This window comes from Clostridium sp. UBA3061, assembly GCF_002367465.1.
GTDB lineage: Bacteria > Bacillota > Clostridia > Clostridiales > Clostridiaceae > Clostridium_J > Clostridium_J sulfidigenes.
Map to the genome: position 1 here is coordinate 144,876 of NZ_DFCF01000010.1, position 15,689 is coordinate 160,564.

21 protein-coding genes are annotated in these 15,689 nt (G+C 28.9%); 3 read left to right on the forward strand and 18 right to left on the reverse strand.

Going from position 1 to position 15,689, the window contains the following annotated elements; all coding sequences use genetic code 11:
* Positions 1 to 16: 16 nt before the first annotated feature.
* From B2P65_RS08265 to B2P65_RS08315, 11 genes are all read right to left on the reverse strand, one after another.
* Positions 17 to 208, reverse strand: coding sequence for a hypothetical protein (locus tag B2P65_RS08265; RefSeq protein WP_150843676.1), 192 nt, complete (start codon positions 206 to 208; stop codon positions 17 to 19).
* A gap of 61 nt (positions 209 to 269) precedes the next feature.
* Positions 270 to 614, reverse strand: coding sequence for a DUF1801 domain-containing protein (locus B2P65_RS08270; RefSeq protein WP_346846646.1), 345 nt, complete (start codon positions 612 to 614; stop codon positions 270 to 272).
* Between the two features lie 54 nt (positions 615 to 668).
* Positions 669 to 1,196: a GNAT family N-acetyltransferase gene (locus B2P65_RS08275; protein WP_346846645.1), complete on the reverse strand. Its 528-nt coding sequence runs from the start codon at positions 1,194 to 1,196 to the stop codon at positions 669 to 671.
* A gap of 36 nt (positions 1,197 to 1,232) precedes the next feature.
* On the reverse strand, positions 1,233 to 1,796 hold the full coding sequence (locus tag B2P65_RS08280) for a GNAT family protein (protein ID WP_346879974.1): 564 nt from the start codon (positions 1,794 to 1,796) through the stop codon (positions 1,233 to 1,235).
* 33 nt (positions 1,797 to 1,829) lie between these two features.
* Positions 1,830 to 2,297 carry a hypothetical protein gene (locus B2P65_RS08285; RefSeq protein ID WP_346846643.1) on the reverse strand — a complete coding sequence of 156 codons (468 nt, stop codon included), beginning with the start codon at positions 2,295 to 2,297 and terminating at the stop codon, positions 1,830 to 1,832.
* 67 nt (positions 2,298 to 2,364) lie between these two features.
* Positions 2,365 to 3,198, reverse strand: coding sequence for a GNAT family N-acetyltransferase (locus B2P65_RS08290; protein ID WP_346846642.1), 834 nt, complete (start codon positions 3,196 to 3,198; stop codon positions 2,365 to 2,367).
* Between the two features lie 326 nt (positions 3,199 to 3,524).
* Positions 3,525 to 4,769 (reverse strand): SEC-C metal-binding domain-containing protein, encoded by a 1,245-nt coding sequence (locus B2P65_RS08295; RefSeq protein WP_346846641.1) that lies wholly within the window; start codon positions 4,767 to 4,769, stop codon positions 3,525 to 3,527.
* A 148-nt stretch (positions 4,770 to 4,917) separates the two neighbouring features.
* Positions 4,918 to 5,145 (reverse strand): hypothetical protein, encoded by a 228-nt coding sequence (locus tag B2P65_RS08300; protein ID WP_346879975.1) that lies wholly within the window; start codon positions 5,143 to 5,145, stop codon positions 4,918 to 4,920.
* Positions 5,146 to 5,156: 11 nt separating this feature from the next.
* Entirely contained in the window at positions 5,157 to 5,333 is a 177-nt protein-coding gene (locus B2P65_RS08305) for a hypothetical protein (RefSeq protein WP_346879976.1), read from the reverse strand.
* Positions 5,320 to 5,733 (reverse strand): class I SAM-dependent methyltransferase, encoded by a 414-nt coding sequence (locus tag B2P65_RS08310; protein ID WP_346879977.1) that lies wholly within the window; start codon positions 5,731 to 5,733, stop codon positions 5,320 to 5,322. The genes B2P65_RS08305 and B2P65_RS08310 overlap by 14 nt, the downstream gene beginning before the upstream one ends.
* A 68-nt stretch (positions 5,734 to 5,801) precedes the next feature.
* Complete coding sequence (locus B2P65_RS08315) at positions 5,802 to 6,278, reverse strand: NUDIX hydrolase (protein ID WP_346846639.1); 477 nt, start codon at positions 6,276 to 6,278, stop codon at positions 5,802 to 5,804.
* Positions 6,279 to 7,315: 1,037 nt separating this feature from the next.
* Between B2P65_RS08315 and B2P65_RS08320 the strand changes: the two genes are divergently transcribed.
* Positions 7,316 to 7,669 (forward strand): hypothetical protein, encoded by a 354-nt coding sequence (locus B2P65_RS08320; RefSeq protein WP_346879978.1) that lies wholly within the window; start codon positions 7,316 to 7,318, stop codon positions 7,667 to 7,669.
* 121 nt (positions 7,670 to 7,790) lie between these two features.
* Here B2P65_RS08320 and B2P65_RS08325 read toward each other — a convergent pair whose 3' ends face one another.
* Positions 7,791 to 7,943: a hypothetical protein gene (locus B2P65_RS08325; protein ID WP_167402807.1), complete on the reverse strand. Its 153-nt coding sequence runs from the start codon at positions 7,941 to 7,943 to the stop codon at positions 7,791 to 7,793.
* A gap of 126 nt (positions 7,944 to 8,069) precedes the next feature.
* Here B2P65_RS08325 and B2P65_RS08330 point away from each other — a divergent pair, with 126 nt between their 5' ends.
* Positions 8,070 to 8,537, forward strand: a complete 468-nt coding sequence (locus tag B2P65_RS08330; protein ID WP_346846636.1) for a VOC family protein — start codon at positions 8,070 to 8,072, stop codon at positions 8,535 to 8,537.
* 183 nt (positions 8,538 to 8,720) lie between these two features.
* Here B2P65_RS08330 and B2P65_RS08335 read toward each other — a convergent pair whose 3' ends face one another.
* From B2P65_RS08335 to B2P65_RS08345, 3 genes are all read right to left on the reverse strand, one after another.
* Entirely contained in the window at positions 8,721 to 9,359 is a 639-nt protein-coding gene (locus tag B2P65_RS08335; RefSeq protein WP_346876913.1) for a hypothetical protein, read from the reverse strand.
* Positions 9,356 to 9,859 (reverse strand): flavodoxin family protein, encoded by a 504-nt coding sequence (locus B2P65_RS08340; RefSeq protein ID WP_346846634.1) that lies wholly within the window; start codon positions 9,857 to 9,859, stop codon positions 9,356 to 9,358. Before B2P65_RS08340 ends, B2P65_RS08335 begins: the two co-directional genes overlap by 4 nt.
* A 102-nt stretch (positions 9,860 to 9,961) precedes the next feature.
* The gene (locus B2P65_RS08345) at positions 9,962 to 10,783 is read right to left on the reverse strand and encodes a GNAT family N-acetyltransferase (protein WP_346846633.1); all 822 of its coding nucleotides are present in this window, start codon (positions 10,781 to 10,783) and stop codon (positions 9,962 to 9,964) included.
* A gap of 720 nt (positions 10,784 to 11,503) precedes the next feature.
* On the opposite strand from B2P65_RS08345, the gene B2P65_RS08350 reads away from it, so the two are divergent.
* Positions 11,504 to 13,660, forward strand: coding sequence for a C25 family cysteine peptidase (locus B2P65_RS08350; RefSeq protein WP_346846632.1), 2,157 nt, complete (start codon positions 11,504 to 11,506; stop codon positions 13,658 to 13,660).
* Between the two features lie 120 nt (positions 13,661 to 13,780).
* Here B2P65_RS08350 and B2P65_RS08355 read toward each other — a convergent pair whose 3' ends face one another.
* The 3 genes from B2P65_RS08355 to B2P65_RS08365 form a co-directional block, all read right to left on the reverse strand.
* Positions 13,781 to 14,131 (reverse strand): hypothetical protein, encoded by a 351-nt coding sequence (locus B2P65_RS08355; protein WP_346846631.1) that lies wholly within the window; start codon positions 14,129 to 14,131, stop codon positions 13,781 to 13,783.
* A gap of 158 nt (positions 14,132 to 14,289) precedes the next feature.
* Complete coding sequence (locus B2P65_RS08360) at positions 14,290 to 15,033, reverse strand: NAD(P)H-dependent oxidoreductase (RefSeq protein WP_346846630.1); 744 nt, start codon at positions 15,031 to 15,033, stop codon at positions 14,290 to 14,292.
* 153 nt (positions 15,034 to 15,186) lie between these two features.
* The gene (locus B2P65_RS08365) at positions 15,187 to 15,597 is read right to left on the reverse strand and encodes a hypothetical protein (RefSeq protein WP_346846629.1); all 411 of its coding nucleotides are present in this window, start codon (positions 15,595 to 15,597) and stop codon (positions 15,187 to 15,189) included.
* Between the last annotated feature and the right edge of the window lie 92 nt (positions 15,598 to 15,689).

The following is a 15,689-nucleotide window of genomic DNA, read 5'->3' on the forward strand; positions in this document are numbered from 1 at the left end:
TTCAATATTACCGGTATTACATATTATCAAATAAAACTTTCAAATTTCTTGGAATTGCTTCATACCATTGATCAATTCCTAGCATATACACCTTCGATTTAAAGCCCGCTGAAAAAGAATCAATGGATTTCCCTTCTAATAACATATTGGTTTCTTCTTCTGTAAAAATTATATCCTCAATAATTTTCTCTTTTTGCTCCGAATTCATTGGACAAATATGCTGACAAGCCAAACAATCATATAAGGTGTGATGGGCAGTTATAGGAATCCTAATACACACTTGTGAAACAAGATCTAAATATCTTTGATAAAGTTTCAAATGGTATTGCTTGTTTATCAAATATTTGTAGTGCGCCTTTTGGTGTAATTTTATATTCTAATAACTCATCTTTATATTGAAATACTTCATCTACAAAAATATTTATATGATCATTGAATACGCGAATAACAATAGTTGCTCTATCTATATAGAAACATGGAACTTTAGTCCACATTTTTTCCTTTATATCAGGAACTATATCGTGAATTATATTTCTAATGGACTCCAATCGTTTTTCTTTTTCCACTCCATAACTTGCAAAATAATCTGAAACTTCTTTACATTTAATCCCCATAATTTCCTCCCACTTTTATACTTAATAATTTAACTATAGAGTATACTCACACTGTCAAAGTAATTTTTCATATAATCTAAACCAATTCAACCCATAGTTTCCAAGCCCTAAGTCAACGGTATCAATATATTTAAAACCACATTTTTCATATAGCTTAATTGCAGGTATATTACCTTCATAGACATCCAATCTAATTGATTTAACCTGTGACTTAATACTATGCTCAATAGCAAAATCCATTAACGCTTTACCTACACCACATTTCAAAAACTTTGGGTGTACTACAAATGTATATACTACAAAAACATCTGAATAATCAGACTTAAATCCCCATTCTGCATTATAATATGCAGGTTCAGGCTCATGGCTTAAAATAATAGAACCAACTATTTTATTACTATGCTTTGCTACATAAAGATTTCCATGTTTGACTCCATCAATTGCATTTTGCCGTACAGGATATATCCCTTTTTTCCATCCAGGATAGTTTACTCCTTCTGCTAAATGGTCATTTAAATCGTTATAAAGCTGTTCTAACTCATCAAAATCATCAGCTTGTCCTAGTTCAAAAACTATATCCATATATGTACCCCTCCAATTAACTTAAATTTATCTTCATTAGTCACTATATCCAATTAACCATTCTTCTCTCAAAATTGCATAGTGAACAACATCATAGAAAATACCTTTTACTTTTACTTCCTGTATGCCAGTTCCTTCATATCTCATACCACATTTTTGCATAACACGACCAGAGCCCTCATTTCCTATGTAGTGCGTAGCTTCAACACGATTCAATTCTAGTTTTGAAAAAGAAAAGTCTAATATTAGATTTAAAGCCTCTGACATATAACCCTTATTCCAATAACCTCTATTCAAAACATAACCAAAACTCGCTTTATTATCTTGATTATATAGTCTTAAATCAATGCACCCAATACATTTTTCTTCTTCTTCTAATTCAATTGCAAAAACTCCACTTTTATCAATATAGTATGTTTTCACAACGTCCTCTATTTCTGATATATCCTTATATGAAGGCCATGTTAAATATTTTGTTACAAAATCATCACTGGCATATAAAAAAACATCATCTATATCATCCATAGTGAATGGTCTTAAAATTAACCTCTTTGATTTTAAGACTAAATTTTCTCTTAAAATTTCATTGTAATCAATCACGGTATACACCTCACTAAAATATTCTTCATACATCTAGTAATCAATCTCCTTCATTAATTCCAACAAATTTTCTGTTATATTTGTTTTTAAATCACCATATTTTTCATCTGAATATTCATACTGACTACCATATCTTTGTTCCTTTGGATAAAAATAAGATGGTCTACACTTATTCTCTTCAGGTTCCCAATCATAACGAGCCTCAATATGCGCATGTAAATAGTGATCTAAATTCATCAAAATAGAGTAATTAATTCTTAATGGATTACATGCTTTTATAATGGCGTCTCCTATTAATGTCATATCAGTTGAATATTGAGTTCTTTCTTCTAGAGATAATTCATTTAATGAACTCGCTCTTGGATATCCAAGAAGAACACAATATCCAGGCAGAAATTGATTATCTCCTATAACAGCAAAGCCGCTTTTCATTTTTACCATTACTGTAGGATTTTCATCTCTTTCTGCAGAACCAATTCTATCACTTTTCCAACTATTCATAATATATTTCCTCCATATGTTATAAATAAAAATTATTTACTCTATAAACTTTTATTTATAACCTTTTCTACTTTATACCTTTAACAACGAACTCATGTACACGTTCTTTTATAAAACCTACCTTTTCATATAAAAACTTTGCTGAATTTCCTTCAACTACCCAAAGTGCCACTGTTGTATATCCTTTATCTAACAATCTATTAACAGCATAGCTTAACAATGCTTTTCCATACCCTTTATGTTGATGCTCTACTCCTACTGCAAGTGAATCTATTTCATTAGCTTCAAGTCTAACAGCTGCTACTATTTCACCATTTTTACGAAGCAGAAATATATTTTCTGCATTTTCTTTGTACTGATTTCTCTCTTCATCACTTGGAAGGCTCAATGTAGAATCTAGACCCACAGATAAACGCATTTTATGAAATGCTTCACTGAAAACTTTTTGACATTCATGATAATACTTATCTTCATAATTTATAATTTCATCGTTATCTACCGCCAATTTGCTGCCATTATAAGTCATAAAATTAGATTTAAACCAATAGTTATATCCATTCTTATACAAAAATGTTTTTTCAACATCATTAATTCTAAAATCACAAACTATTTCCTTAACTCCAACATTTCTCATTGTATCTTCTAAGTGCTTTAACAAGGCAGTTCCAATACCTTTTTTTCTTTTTGCTGGTTTCACATAAAAAGTCATACTAGTCTTTTTACTTACTCCAGTAAATACACCTACACCAACTACTTCAGATTCAACTACAACAATGCTCCCATACTGAGGCCATCTATTTAAGCAGCTAATTACATCGTTTCTTACAAAATCATCATCTGAAATAAGCTCATTTACTTCATCTTTATATTCATACTTATACTGTTTAATACATAAGTTCATAACTAAATACCTCCCCTAAAACATTTATCATAAAGATATTGCTACTATATATCCATTTCTATTCTGCTATTCTTCATTTAAATCCCAATAATTCCTTTATTTTAATAGCATCTTTTTACCATCCTTTATATATACGCTAAAAACTTTAATATTCCTCTTTTTATAAAGTTATACTTTATTTTACATGGATATCTATTTATCTTATGAGCAAATCAAACAAATTTAAACAAAAATAAACTTCAGAAGAGCACTATCTCCTCTGAAGTTTATTTACTTATGTTTACTATTAAATTAAACTTTATAAAACTAAGACTTTCCTAACCAAGTTATAATCCCTTAGATTCACAGCATTTTTTATACTTTTTACCACTACCACATGGGCAAGGATCGTTTCTTCCAACTCTTACCTTTTCTATGTTAACTCTATTAGAATTATTTTTCTCTGCTTCTGTATACCCATTATATTTCCAAGCTGGGATTTTCCTACAAACATCATCTATTGCATTAATTATTTCACTTTCCAAAAATTCTGGTACAGATAGATGATCAAGAGCCTTCTTAATTAGTTCTTCTTTACCTTCAAATTGATATGTTTCATATGTAAACTCCAGTAATTGTTCTATACCATCTCCTGGTATATCATAGTTATCCTTAATAACTTTTATAAATTTTTTATAGTTATTTTTATCACCTATGTAATCTCTTCTACTAGCCTTAAGCAACTCTGTTTTTGTAAGTTGTTTGTAGTCATCTGTTAATCCTTGTAATTTTAGAGCTTCCAACTCCTGTATATCGCATAAAAAACCATTTAACCCAAAACTATCTTCATAGATATACTCAGCACAAGTTTTTTCTCCCATAGCTAAAATTTTCTCTACTTCTTCTAAGGGTAAATCTATCTTTGCATCCTCAGGTAATCTTTCCATAAATTCTTTTGCAGCAATCCCACCATAATAGTAAAGCATACCTCTAAATAACTTTATTATTTCATCATTCTTCTCTATAGACTTCTTGTCTATTTGCGGTATAACTTTAAGAAACTGCTCTGGTGCACAAAGATATAATTTATCATCACTTTCAGCAATATATAACATTCCCATTTCTTGCATAAATATAGAGTTTTCGGACTCATCCATATGTCCACTTATAGGAATAATTCCATTATTTTTTAGTATTTTTTGTAAAGAAATATAACAATCACTATCTACATATTTCAATACTTTTAAGATTGCATCTTCATAATTAATGGCAATTTTATCAATCAAATCATCTTTTTTATCAGCTGACTTATATTCAATGTTTAATTCATTCATTATCTCTTTTAAAGTATCCTTGGTTTCCACTTTTAGAAGTTCCTTTAAATCTTTAGAACACTCTCTTTTCAATGCACTCTTAGCTGTCCTTTGAATTCTTTTAAGGATAATTTCATCTACTAACCCTGCAATTTCAGTATCTACATCTTCTAAATATTTTTCATTCTTTAAGTCATTAGCTTCTTGTTCTAGGATGTTTGTTTCATTAGTAGTTTCATCCGTAACTTGTTTTTCACAGAAATAAGATTTTTCTTTCATTGTTCCCTCCTGATTTATCTTTATGTTTCAAAAACTATTGTACTATAATTATTTATTAATTTCTATTGAAGTAAAATAGTTAATTCCTTATTTAATAAATTATAACATAAGACAATGATNNATCATTGTCTTATGTTATAATATTAAGTCATCTTTTCCTAGTTATATACAAAGAAAACTTAAAGAACCCACTTACATATCCTTCATTATTATTTATAACCTCTTCAATTTCACTATCCATCTTTTTAATGATTTCCTCATCTAATCCATCAATAATAGAAGCAAATGCTGGCATTGATTTTGTAGCCTTTAAATACTGCCTTGAATTATTTCTTACTTCTTGTGTATATTCTATTTTTTCAACTAAATCAAACAACTCAGATGCTTCTATTTCTGCCTTTCTTTCATCATTGGTTGATATTCCATCATGTACACGTCTTTCAGGTTTTCTATTGTCAGTAAAGTAATTAGAAATGTACTTTTTAACAATACTTTCAACCTTTCTTTCAATTTCTTTTGTTCTAGGAAATTCATCATCACATGGATTATACTAAAATAAAACAAGATAGCCATTCTCCTTTAAAAGTTCATGACATTTTTTATATTTAATATTTTTATCTAGCCAATGAAATGCCTGAGCACAAAAAATCATGTCATATTTTTCATTATTAGGACAATTCCATTCCTCAAAAGATACTACATCAACTGAAACATTTGGGTAGTCTCTGCACTTATCTCTTAGTATTTCTGCCATATCTTCCCCTAATTCTATTCCATGAACTCTAAAGCCTTTATCTGCAAATTGTATAGTTGCTTTTCCAGTTCCTGATCCAATTTCAAGTAGCCTATCATTGAATTTCAAATCAGTCTTTGAGATTACATCTTGAATTAATTTTTCTGGATAAGAAGGTCTTATCTCCTCGTATATAGCAGAAATCCCTTTATAAGGTTCTATTTTATTCATTACATTTAACCTCCCTAATATTCACTATATATGTACTAACAACTCCATATATCCTAAATAATATTAAATTAAATGCTTTCATATGTGACAATATGTTCAAGAGTATCACTAATACATGTTAGTTTCTCTGCAAAGAAGCTAGGAAAAGCTAAATAATCCCTCAATTTTTCAATAGGTAGCCAATGCATATATTCACGACCACCTAGGGAATAACTATTGCTATTGAGTTCTTGACTTCCTCTTGACTTCATTAAAAAGTAAAAGGTTATCTCATGACATTTTAACCCTTCTAATGATCCAGTACCATTAAAAAAGTTCTCATGAATAAAAACTAATCTTTCAATCTCATATTCTACGCCTGTTTCTTCAAAAACCTCTCTTCTTACTGCATCTTCTGCCTTTTCCCCAAGATGTACACCTCCTCCAACGGAGTAATAATAATCGTCTACTTCATTTTTCACAAAAAGTACTTGTCCATTTTCTATTATAATCGCTGCTGCTCTATATCTAAACCATCCATCTTCTTTTTCAAATCCACAATCCATTTTAAGCCTCCAATTAAAATTTATTTATCTTTTCCATCTAATTTCATTTTTATATCATTAAGTTTTTCTATAATAATTATTGTGCATACTATTATTATTGCAGCTAATATCCCTATTCCAGAATCTCCACCAAATAGCACTGTAACAAAATAGTATACTCATAATCCTATAAAACCATAGACTATATATAGCACGTTTATCCTTCTTTATATACTAGATAATACATTATAACCCATAAATTAATTATAAACCAATAAAAGTAAATATAAAATAAAAAATTCTTACTTCATTAACGCTTACCACTAAAACATGAAAACCGCCCGAAACCCGCATGAATAAAACAACTATTTAAATAGTTATATATTTTAATAGTTTCCTATATACCTGTATACCTATATAAATGGTTAAATAGTTTTTTACGCATATATTTTTGTATTAACAAGAAAAATCCAAATATATTCTTTAGGTTTATTATATTATGTTGTAGAAATTATTTTATAATATAAGTGTTTATAGAGTAGACTATGCTTATTATATTTATAGTTGTATACATTAAATTTGCTCAAATATGAATTGCAAAATTCTCAAATTTAAAGACTCCAGCGTCTTGATGCAGACAACCTTACTTCTTAATTTTAGCGAATCCTTGATTAATTTCATCAACTAAATTAACACTAATATCTAAACTGTGGTGCCCTGGGAAAATTCTTTTAATATCTAGAGTACTGATTTTTTGAACTGATTGCATAAAGTCAGTAGGATTTGTTGTAGGATAAAAAATATCTAAAGTTCCTTTATAAATTAAGTCACCTGAAAATAAATATCCTCTTTTCTTCTCCTAAAAACACATATGACAAGGAGAATGCCCAGGTGTATAAATTACTGATAGTAATAAATAAATGTTGAAAATGAATTACAATAGCTTGATATTTAAGCTTAATAGAACTGTATTGAAAAATATGTTATACTATGTATATTAATTAAACAGAATCAATAAATAATTCTAATGCATTCTGAGTGAATAGGAGTAATTTAAAATGAATTCATGGAAAAAATACAAGCACCTTATCATCGTATTTGGTATACTTTTATGGATTTTAGCTAAACTTATTGGAATTCAGCAATGGGATAGTGCCATATTAATGATAACCATTCTATTGTGTAGTATTGATGATATTATTGAATATACAAAAAAAAATGGCATTAAAAAATTTGCTATTTTGATTGGTGTATTTATAATTATATGCTTATTAACATCACTGATATTTATTAAAATATCCCTTAGCTTTCATTTATCACTAATTTCAAAAACAGTTATTATAATTTTAGGATTAGTCATTGATTTATTTATCATAGGTTATACAATGAAGAAATTAGGAACAACTATCTAATCTTTTAGAAAATTGAGCTATTGAAAACAACTAGCACTTAGCCATTAAACAATAAGAGCTGTCAGGGATGACAGCTCAATATAAATTTATACACATTTCTATTTACACTTGGTTTATTTAGCTAGAAGCTCCAAGAAAACGATGGTTGCTTTGGGTATGGCTGTGATTTAACAATTCTTGCAATACCTATATATTCATGTGTATAACACTGACATTTATATTTATAACTAGAATTTTTACAATTATTCTTATTGTACGTTTTTTCCTTAAACATGATAATCCCCCCCTTTTCATTAATGAAAAATTTTTCTTGCCAATTACACAATATGAAAAATAGGTTAAAAAGTTACTATAATAATTAAATCAAATAAGAATTATTACTTATATGAGGAGGAATATAATGAAATTTTTGAGTTCATTAATAGTGGTTTCTGATATAGAAAAATCAAAGTTGTTTTATTATGAAGTGCTTGGATTAAAGGTTGTTGAGGATTTTGGTGCAAATGTGACTTTAACAGGAGGTATTGCATTACAAACAAAAGATTCGTGGTGTACTTTTATTCACAAAAAAGATAATGAAATTGTATTTGGAGGAAATGACACAGAATTATACTTTGAAGAAGATAATTTTGATTGCTTTATTCAAAGGCTTAATAACATGACAGATATTAATTATGTACATTCCATAGTAGAACATTCTTGGGGGCAGCGTGTTGTTCGATTTTACGACCCTGACAATCATATTATTGAAGTTGGTGAAAATATGATCATGGTTGTCAGAAGATTCTTGAATAATGGTTTATCAATTAAGGAAATTGCTATTAGAATGGATGTGCCAGTTGATTATGTGAACTTTTGCCTAAAGTAGATTATGACTATATTAAGTTGATTTTAAGCTTTTTTCAAAGGTTCTTCAATAAATAAAAATACCGTATTATTCATAATGAATAAGCGGTATTCTTATTTCCAAATTTAAATAATTCAATATTAATATTTTCTTTCATATCATTTAGAATTTCATTATTTCTGTTCTAAATAAGTAAAAAAACTATTATTTTCTTAAAAATAAGTCTTTCCTCTTTAATCCATTTCCTTTAATAGATTGTCTCCATCCCATTTCTGCAGCAAACTTATAGGCAACCCTTGGAAAATTTGCTGTTATAAATATATTTTCTTCTGAGGTAGATTTTAAAATATTGTTTGCAATTTGGTTTATAGCTTTTTTTAAGTCTTTCTTAGGTCCATTACCAATAGGTACATTTTTTAAGGATGGGAGCATGCCGCCTGCACCAATTCCAAGCCCTTGTCCCCACTGAAGTCCTGCTTTTATACACCAATTTTCCATAATTTCAATGGCTAATTTATTCTGATGACCTTCATAAAATCCACAATTCACCAAAGAATAAACTTTAATCTCTTTTTCATTTACAGCTTGAAAATAATTTTCTAATTTTGTAAGACAACTTAGCAAATGAGATGGAATTCCATCTACATATAGAGGAAACGCAAATACTAAATCATCACATTCTACTAGATTCTCCATTTCCTTTATACTCAATTGTGGCTTTCTAAAGTGATATTCTATAATCGTATTATCTTGCTTACTTAAAAAAACTTTCAACTCTTGTAAGATGCAATCAGAGGCACTATCTTTAATTTTAGGGCTTCCATTAATAATAGCTATTTTCATAGTATCTCATCCTCCATTTTCTCAATGCTATTAACAAATGAAATACTACTAACATGACAATCCAAATTAATAGAATTTGCTTTCACCAATTTTTCACTAGTTTGTTTTTCTTTTTCAGTTATATTCTCACCATAAAACCAAACTCTCATATCTATATGATTTTTATATCTTCTTCGATGATGCATTTCTCCATTTCTTATTGCAAAATAGGGATGGATATAAGAAATGCTTCGGTCTAATACATTTTTTACGAAGGGACTAAATCCACCATAACAACATTTACTAATAAGAATGACCTCTTGACACTTTGACAAATACTCTCCCATATCACCATATTTATCTCGTATTATACAAGCTCCAGGTGTTTTTATCCAACAACCAAAACAACCAATGCAATGATGTATTGTACCATCATCTGAAATAATAATTGTATCATCTAATTGATTAGGAAATATCTTTTTAAACTCTTTATTTTCTAAGTCATGTATCAATAACTTCATTTTACAATGTTCCTTTCTTATAGTTTATAATATAACTTTCAATTATTGTATCCTCATATAAATAATCATCATTACAAGTTAAGTATTTCATATAAAATAGCATTAAAGAGACATCCCAATTGATGATTCTGTTTCTTCGTGAAACTCATATCCTACACTATTATAAACTGACAATGCTCTTTTGTTTGCACTCCAGACTTCTAGTCTTGATTCCTTGATATTTAAATCCTTTAACCCTTGAAAGGCTCTTATAATCAGATTTTTTCCAACACCTTGCTTTCTCCATTCTTTTGAAACAAATAAATCATCCACCCAACCATATTTATTGTTTAATCCATCTTCCTTTACGATAATAATAATATTACCTACAATTTCGCCCCTATGTTTAGCTGCTATACTGAACCATTGATTTTCTCTTCTTAATTCCTTTATATCCTCAATGGAATAGCCTCTAACAAATACTTCGTTTTGCTTTTCTACTAACTGTTTTATCTCGTCTTCGTTTATAAATTCAAGAGTAGCAAAGTCTATACCCTCAATATCTGTAATCTGGAAACTCTCCTCAGTTATTTTTTTCTTTATAATATGCATTCCTTCATCATGGTTAAAGCCTTTTTTAGAAGAATAATATGCTATATTCTCTTTATTGTCTGAAAAACAACAATGATAGATTCTTACATCAAGCTCCTTATTTTCTTGTCTTATTACTTGTGATTTCTTCATTATTTCATCAAAGATTTGATCTTTTAACTCCCTTTTATCTATAACATCCTTTACTTTAATATCAATGTAGATATTTAATCTAGGCCTTTCATATAAATCAGATTCCATAAAAGGTGAAATTATACCTTCCCCTACTAAGTTATTGTCTTGGTCATAAGCTTCTATCATATGTTTTCTTTTACTATCTTTAATTTTATACATCATAGTTCCCCCACTTTTTAAATTTAATTTTCACCTAAATGTTTTATTATATAAACTATGCTCTTACTACTAGATGAACTTATCACTTTTTCTTTAAGTTATTATCTTTAATAAGGAAATTATAACATATAATACTAATAAAGTATTATTTAAATTTATAGTTATCTCGTTTTATCTAACAATTATTCGTCATACAATAAAGTTACACCTTACCTATGCAAATTTTCAGTATATCGCATATCATATACACTATTTTGAATTTAAGCTATTGTTAATTGTTTCCATATTATTAACTTTTTAAAGAAATTTCACATTTCATATTTACAATTATGTAAATTTGTTCTAATATATAAATAACATAAATTTTTCATTTAATTATTACATATAATTGTGCATAAAATCCATATGCATTCTTTCATAAAAGTGATGAACTACTTTTATAAACATCTTCAAAAATTATTCATCCAATTTTATATAATATGATTTATCTATTGTCACATAATTAATTTTCAAACCCCATATTAAAATTATAATTTTTCATAATATTATATTTGAGATAAACAACTTTAATAATTTCATATTTTAGTTGTTATCTATATAGACAAAACACACTTCATATCATAAGTTACAATTATAATAATTTAAAAGGAGGGATGTACTATTTAGATAATTTTCTATTTATTTTATCTCTATTAAATTCTAATTTTTAGGAGGGAATGTATGAAAAAATTGTTTAAATCAAAACTATCAGTATTTTTATTTCTACTGACATTTTTAGTTACTCAATGTTTCTTCGTATTTAATACTAGAACCACTTCTAGTCTTGACAATGATGGTAACTCAAATAGCACTGAAGATGTTAGTGTTACTGTGTTAGAGTCTGATTCTCACCATACAGTTGTAAAATTTGATATTAATAATTTTAGTAAAGACTTAGTAAACATTAACAATAAATCTTACTATAATATTAATTGTGAGGGTACTAGCTTACCTCTTGAAGAAGGGGCTCCTGAACTTCCTCGCATATGCAGAAATATAGTTATACCAAATGATGCCGACGTTAAGTTGAACGTTATATCATCAGAATATAAAGACTATAAAAACATCCCTATAGCTCCATCAAAAGGTTCTATAACAAGGGATAAAAATCCTGAAGATATACCTTATAAGTTAGGTAAGGAATATAAAAATAAAAACTTTTATCCTTCAGAATTAGTTTCTTTTAGTGAACCTTTCATAATGAGAGAATTAAGAGGGACAACTATTACACTAAATGCATTTCAATATAAACCTAAAAATGAAACTTTAAGAGTTTATAAATCTGTAACTGTAGAAATAATAACAGATGGTAAATCATCAGTAAATTCACTTACCACTTCAAGGTCTAATAAAACCACTTCTGATTTCGAACCTGCTTATTCAAACACATTTATTAACTACAGTAATTTAAAAACTCCTACTCATCGTTTAATGAATAATCCTTCAGAGACAGGCTCTATGCTTATCATATCCTATGATCAGTTTAGTAGTGCTATGAATTCCTTTATTAATTGGAAAAACTCCAGAGGAATAAACACTACATTAGTAAATATGTCTACAGTATCATCATCTAATAATCCAACTGAAATAAAAAACTATATACAAAACTATTACAATCAACACCCTGAATTAACTTATGTACTTCTTGTAGGTGACTATGCACATGTATCCTCTCCTACTTACTCTACAGGGGTTTCTGATCCTACTTATACAAAGGTTGCAGGTTCAGATGATTATCCTGACATATATGTAGGCCGTTTTTCTGCAGAAAGTATTGCAGATGTTGAAACTCAAGTACAAAGATCTATTGAGTTTGAACAAAATGGTTATAATACAGCTGCATGGTTTAAAAAAGGCGTTGGTATAGCATCAGATGAAGGTTCTGGAGAAACAGATATACAACAAATGGATAGTATAAAGAGTAGACTTCTAAATGCAGGTTATACTCAAGTGGATAGTATATACGATCCAGGTGCATCAGCTTCTTCTGTTACTAATAGTCTAAACCAAGGCAGAGGTATAATAAATTATTGTGGACACGGTGCTGAAAATTACTGGGTAACAACAGGCTTCAGCAATACCAATATAAAAAATCTTCAAAACCCAGGACAACTTCCTTTTATTATAAGTGTTTCTTGTGTAAGTGGTAAATTCCAAAGCGGTACTTGTTTTGCAGAAACTTGGCTTCGCTCAAAGAATAGTAACGGAAACCCAATAGGTGCAATAGGAACATTAATGTCAACAGTAAATCAACCTTGGATACCTCCTATGAATGGTCAAGACGGAATAATTGACTTACTTTGCAACAACAGTAGGGTGTCACTAGGCGGCTTGTGTTACTCTGGTGAAACTAGAATGCTAGATAACGGTACAAGCAGTGATTTGTTAACCTTCAACACTTGGACATTATTCGGTGACCCATCTATACAAATCCTACCAGACTCTACAAATCCAACAGACCCTACAGATCCAGAAGAACCAGCAGACCCATATGAACCAAACGATTCTACTTCCCAAGCATATACTATAAATAGTGGTGTAGATTATAGTTCATATATATATTCAAATACAGACGTTGATTATTATAAAGTAACAACTAACAAATCTGGTGTTATCTCTGCAACATTAACAAATCTACCATATGACTATGACTTATACCTCTATAACTCATCAGGAAAAAGAGTAGCCTCTTCTACTAAAAGCTCAACATCAAATGAATCCATTTCTTATTCAGCACGTACACTAGGCACATACTATCTTAAAGTTGTTGGATATAATGGTGCTCATAGTACTTCTACAAAATATAACCTAAATGCAAGTTATCCTATAGCTAACTAAATCTATAATATATAAGGGGTGCTTGTAGCACCCCCTTAGTATTTAATCTATATTTTAGCCATAAAAAATAACTATCTTAAATTAATAAAATGGTTATTAATGAAGTCATTAAATTTTTATCTATACCGGCCTTCGTTTTAGTATGTTAATATCTACTTCATGTCTACCTGTCATGTCCTTTAATACTTCTATGCTTTCTTTTACTTCTTTAACATTTTTAGAAATGTTTTTTATTGATTTCTCAATTAAGTCTGTCTTCTCTTCTATTATTAAATCTGTGCTTTTAAATGAACTTTCATTTTGTTCCCTATGTGAACTTTGTACTTCTACAATCATATCTATATTTTTTTCTATAGCTTCAATTTTTATTGAATTTTTCTTTATCTCACTTTTAACACCATTAATTTCTGTCTCAAGTCTTGTTTGACCTTCTAACAACTTTACAAGTATATCTTCAATTTCTATATCCAAAACCATCACCCCAACCGCGGATTTTTTATTTAATAACTATAATATGAATACATTATNNATAATGTATTCATATTATAGTACTTATCATGTTATAGTTCAAGCTAAATTCTTATATCTTTCATATATTATTTTCCACTTTTTATATATTTATACATACCTTATTTATTCATTAACCCATAAATAATTGTTCCCATTAATTTTTTTAATATACCAATAGGAACTTTAGGTGAGAATACACCTTTACTCATATCTTCACTATGCCAGTAATCATAGTCTGCACTTCCTTCTTCATATTTCTCCTTTGACATGGCTTTCCAAAGGTTAAACATAACTACTGATTTTAAGGAAGGTTTATGAATCTTTTTAGATTTTAATTCCTCACTAAATTTTTTTCCACACTCTAATACCTTTTTTTTATTTTTCTCTGTAAGTTCCCTACTTCTATAAGCAATTGGTAAAGTTTGAACATGATTAAATCCCCAGTAGTTTAAAACACTTCTCACATAGTTTGCAGCATCCTTATGACCTGCGCCAGCTGTGGTGGTTATTATTAAAGCCTTCTTTGTAAATAAACTTGGTCTATGGAAATTGTAAGACATATGATCTATAAAGTTTTTTAGTAATCCACTTATTTGCATAGAGTATACAGGAGAAGTAATTATTAGTGCTTCTGCTTCTTTAATTTCTTTCATAATTTTACTCATAATATCTTTGTGAGGACATTTATCTTCGCCCTTATAAATGCAATTAAAACATCCTATACATAGGGGAAGATTTTCTTTTCTTAGCTCAATATCAATAAACTCTATGTCTAAACTTTTTCTCATTTCTTCCTTTACTAGAGTTAATACATTCCACGTATTTCCTCTTCTTGGGCTACCATGAATAACTACACATTTCATATTATTATCTCCTTCATAGTCGTAGTATATATACAATATTTTACCATAACTATCCAAACTAATGTAAAGAAATATTATAGAAAAAAGGAAGGTAGATATACTTATATAAATATATCTATCCTTCCTATAATATTATCTACCTAAATAATAAATTTAGTTATTTATACAATTTCCTCTACCAGCACCTTTTCCTTGGCCAGCTCCTCTACCTTGACCTGCACCATTACCTAAGCCTTGATTAAGTCCATAGCCTTCCTTGTTTTCTCTATTCATGCTAGTCCCATCACAAGTAGCACTATTTTCAGCCATTTCAGCTTTAATTTCTTCTCCTCTTTCTGCAGTTATTGTTCCTCTTTCTACCGCAGCATCTACTCTTTCATATTTCTCTTGTAGCATAATTTTCTTTGCATCTTCTAAAGTCTTTCCTTCTTCTACTAAGCTTTGAACCTGTGTAGCTCCACCATTTCTAAAAGCTCCTCCTAAATTTTCCTCCGCAAAGGCCATAGTTGCTCCCGAAGCGGTAATTACTCCTACTAGTGCTAAAGCTATCATTGATTTTTTCATATTAAATCCTTCCCTTCATTAATTATTTTTTATTTTTTTTACACCTTTATAATAACAAAGGAATGTTACATTAATGTTACAACAATCTAATA

What these genes read in the sequence shown, in the direction of transcription:
- B2P65_RS08265 (WP_150843676.1), bottom strand. Translation starts at nt 208, where the DNA reads ATGAATTCGGAGCAAAAAGAGAAAATTATTGAGGATATAATTTTTACA.
- B2P65_RS08270 (WP_346846646.1), bottom strand. Translation starts at nt 614, where the DNA reads ATGGGGATTAAATGTAAAGAAGTTTCAGATTATTTTGCAAGTTATGGA.
- B2P65_RS08275 (WP_346846645.1), bottom strand. Translation starts at nt 1,196, where the DNA reads ATGGATATAGTTTTTGAACTAGGACAAGCTGATGATTTTGATGAGTTA.
- B2P65_RS08285 (WP_346846643.1), bottom strand. Translation starts at nt 2,297, where the DNA reads ATGAATAGTTGGAAAAGTGATAGAATTGGTTCTGCAGAAAGAGATGAA.
- B2P65_RS08290 (WP_346846642.1), bottom strand. Translation starts at nt 3,198, where the DNA reads ATGAACTTATGTATTAAACAGTATAAGTATGAATATAAAGATGAAGTA.
- B2P65_RS08295 (WP_346846641.1), bottom strand. Translation starts at nt 4,769, where the DNA reads ATGAAAGAAAAATCTTATTTCTGTGAAAAACAAGTTACGGATGAAACT.
- B2P65_RS08310 (WP_346879977.1), bottom strand. Translation starts at nt 5,733, where the DNA reads ATGAATAAAATAGAACCTTATAAAGGGATTTCTGCTATATACGAGGAG.
- B2P65_RS08315 (WP_346846639.1), bottom strand. Translation starts at nt 6,278, where the DNA reads ATGGATTGTGGATTTGAAAAAGAAGATGGATGGTTTAGATATAGAGCA.
- B2P65_RS08320 (WP_346879978.1), top strand. Translation starts at nt 7,316, where the DNA reads ATGAATTCATGGAAAAAATACAAGCACCTTATCATCGTATTTGGTATA.
- B2P65_RS08325 (WP_167402807.1), bottom strand. Translation starts at nt 7,943, where the DNA reads ATGTTTAAGGAAAAAACGTACAATAAGAATAATTGTAAAAATTCTAGT.
- B2P65_RS08330 (WP_346846636.1), top strand. Translation starts at nt 8,070, where the DNA reads ATGAAATTTTTGAGTTCATTAATAGTGGTTTCTGATATAGAAAAATCA.
- B2P65_RS08335 (WP_346876913.1), bottom strand. Translation starts at nt 9,359, where the DNA reads ATGAAAATAGCTATTATTAATGGAAGCCCTAAAATTAAAGATAGTGCC.
- B2P65_RS08340 (WP_346846634.1), bottom strand. Translation starts at nt 9,859, where the DNA reads ATGAAGTTATTGATACATGACTTAGAAAATAAAGAGTTTAAAAAGATA.
- B2P65_RS08345 (WP_346846633.1), bottom strand. Translation starts at nt 10,783, where the DNA reads ATGTATAAAATTAAAGATAGTAAAAGAAAACATATGATAGAAGCTTAT.
- B2P65_RS08350 (WP_346846632.1), top strand. Translation starts at nt 11,504, where the DNA reads ATGAAAAAATTGTTTAAATCAAAACTATCAGTATTTTTATTTCTACTG.
- B2P65_RS08360 (WP_346846630.1), bottom strand. Translation starts at nt 15,033, where the DNA reads ATGAAATGTGTAGTTATTCATGGTAGCCCAAGAAGAGGAAATACGTGG.
- B2P65_RS08365 (WP_346846629.1), bottom strand. Translation starts at nt 15,597, where the DNA reads ATGAAAAAATCAATGATAGCTTTAGCACTAGTAGGAGTAATTACCGCT.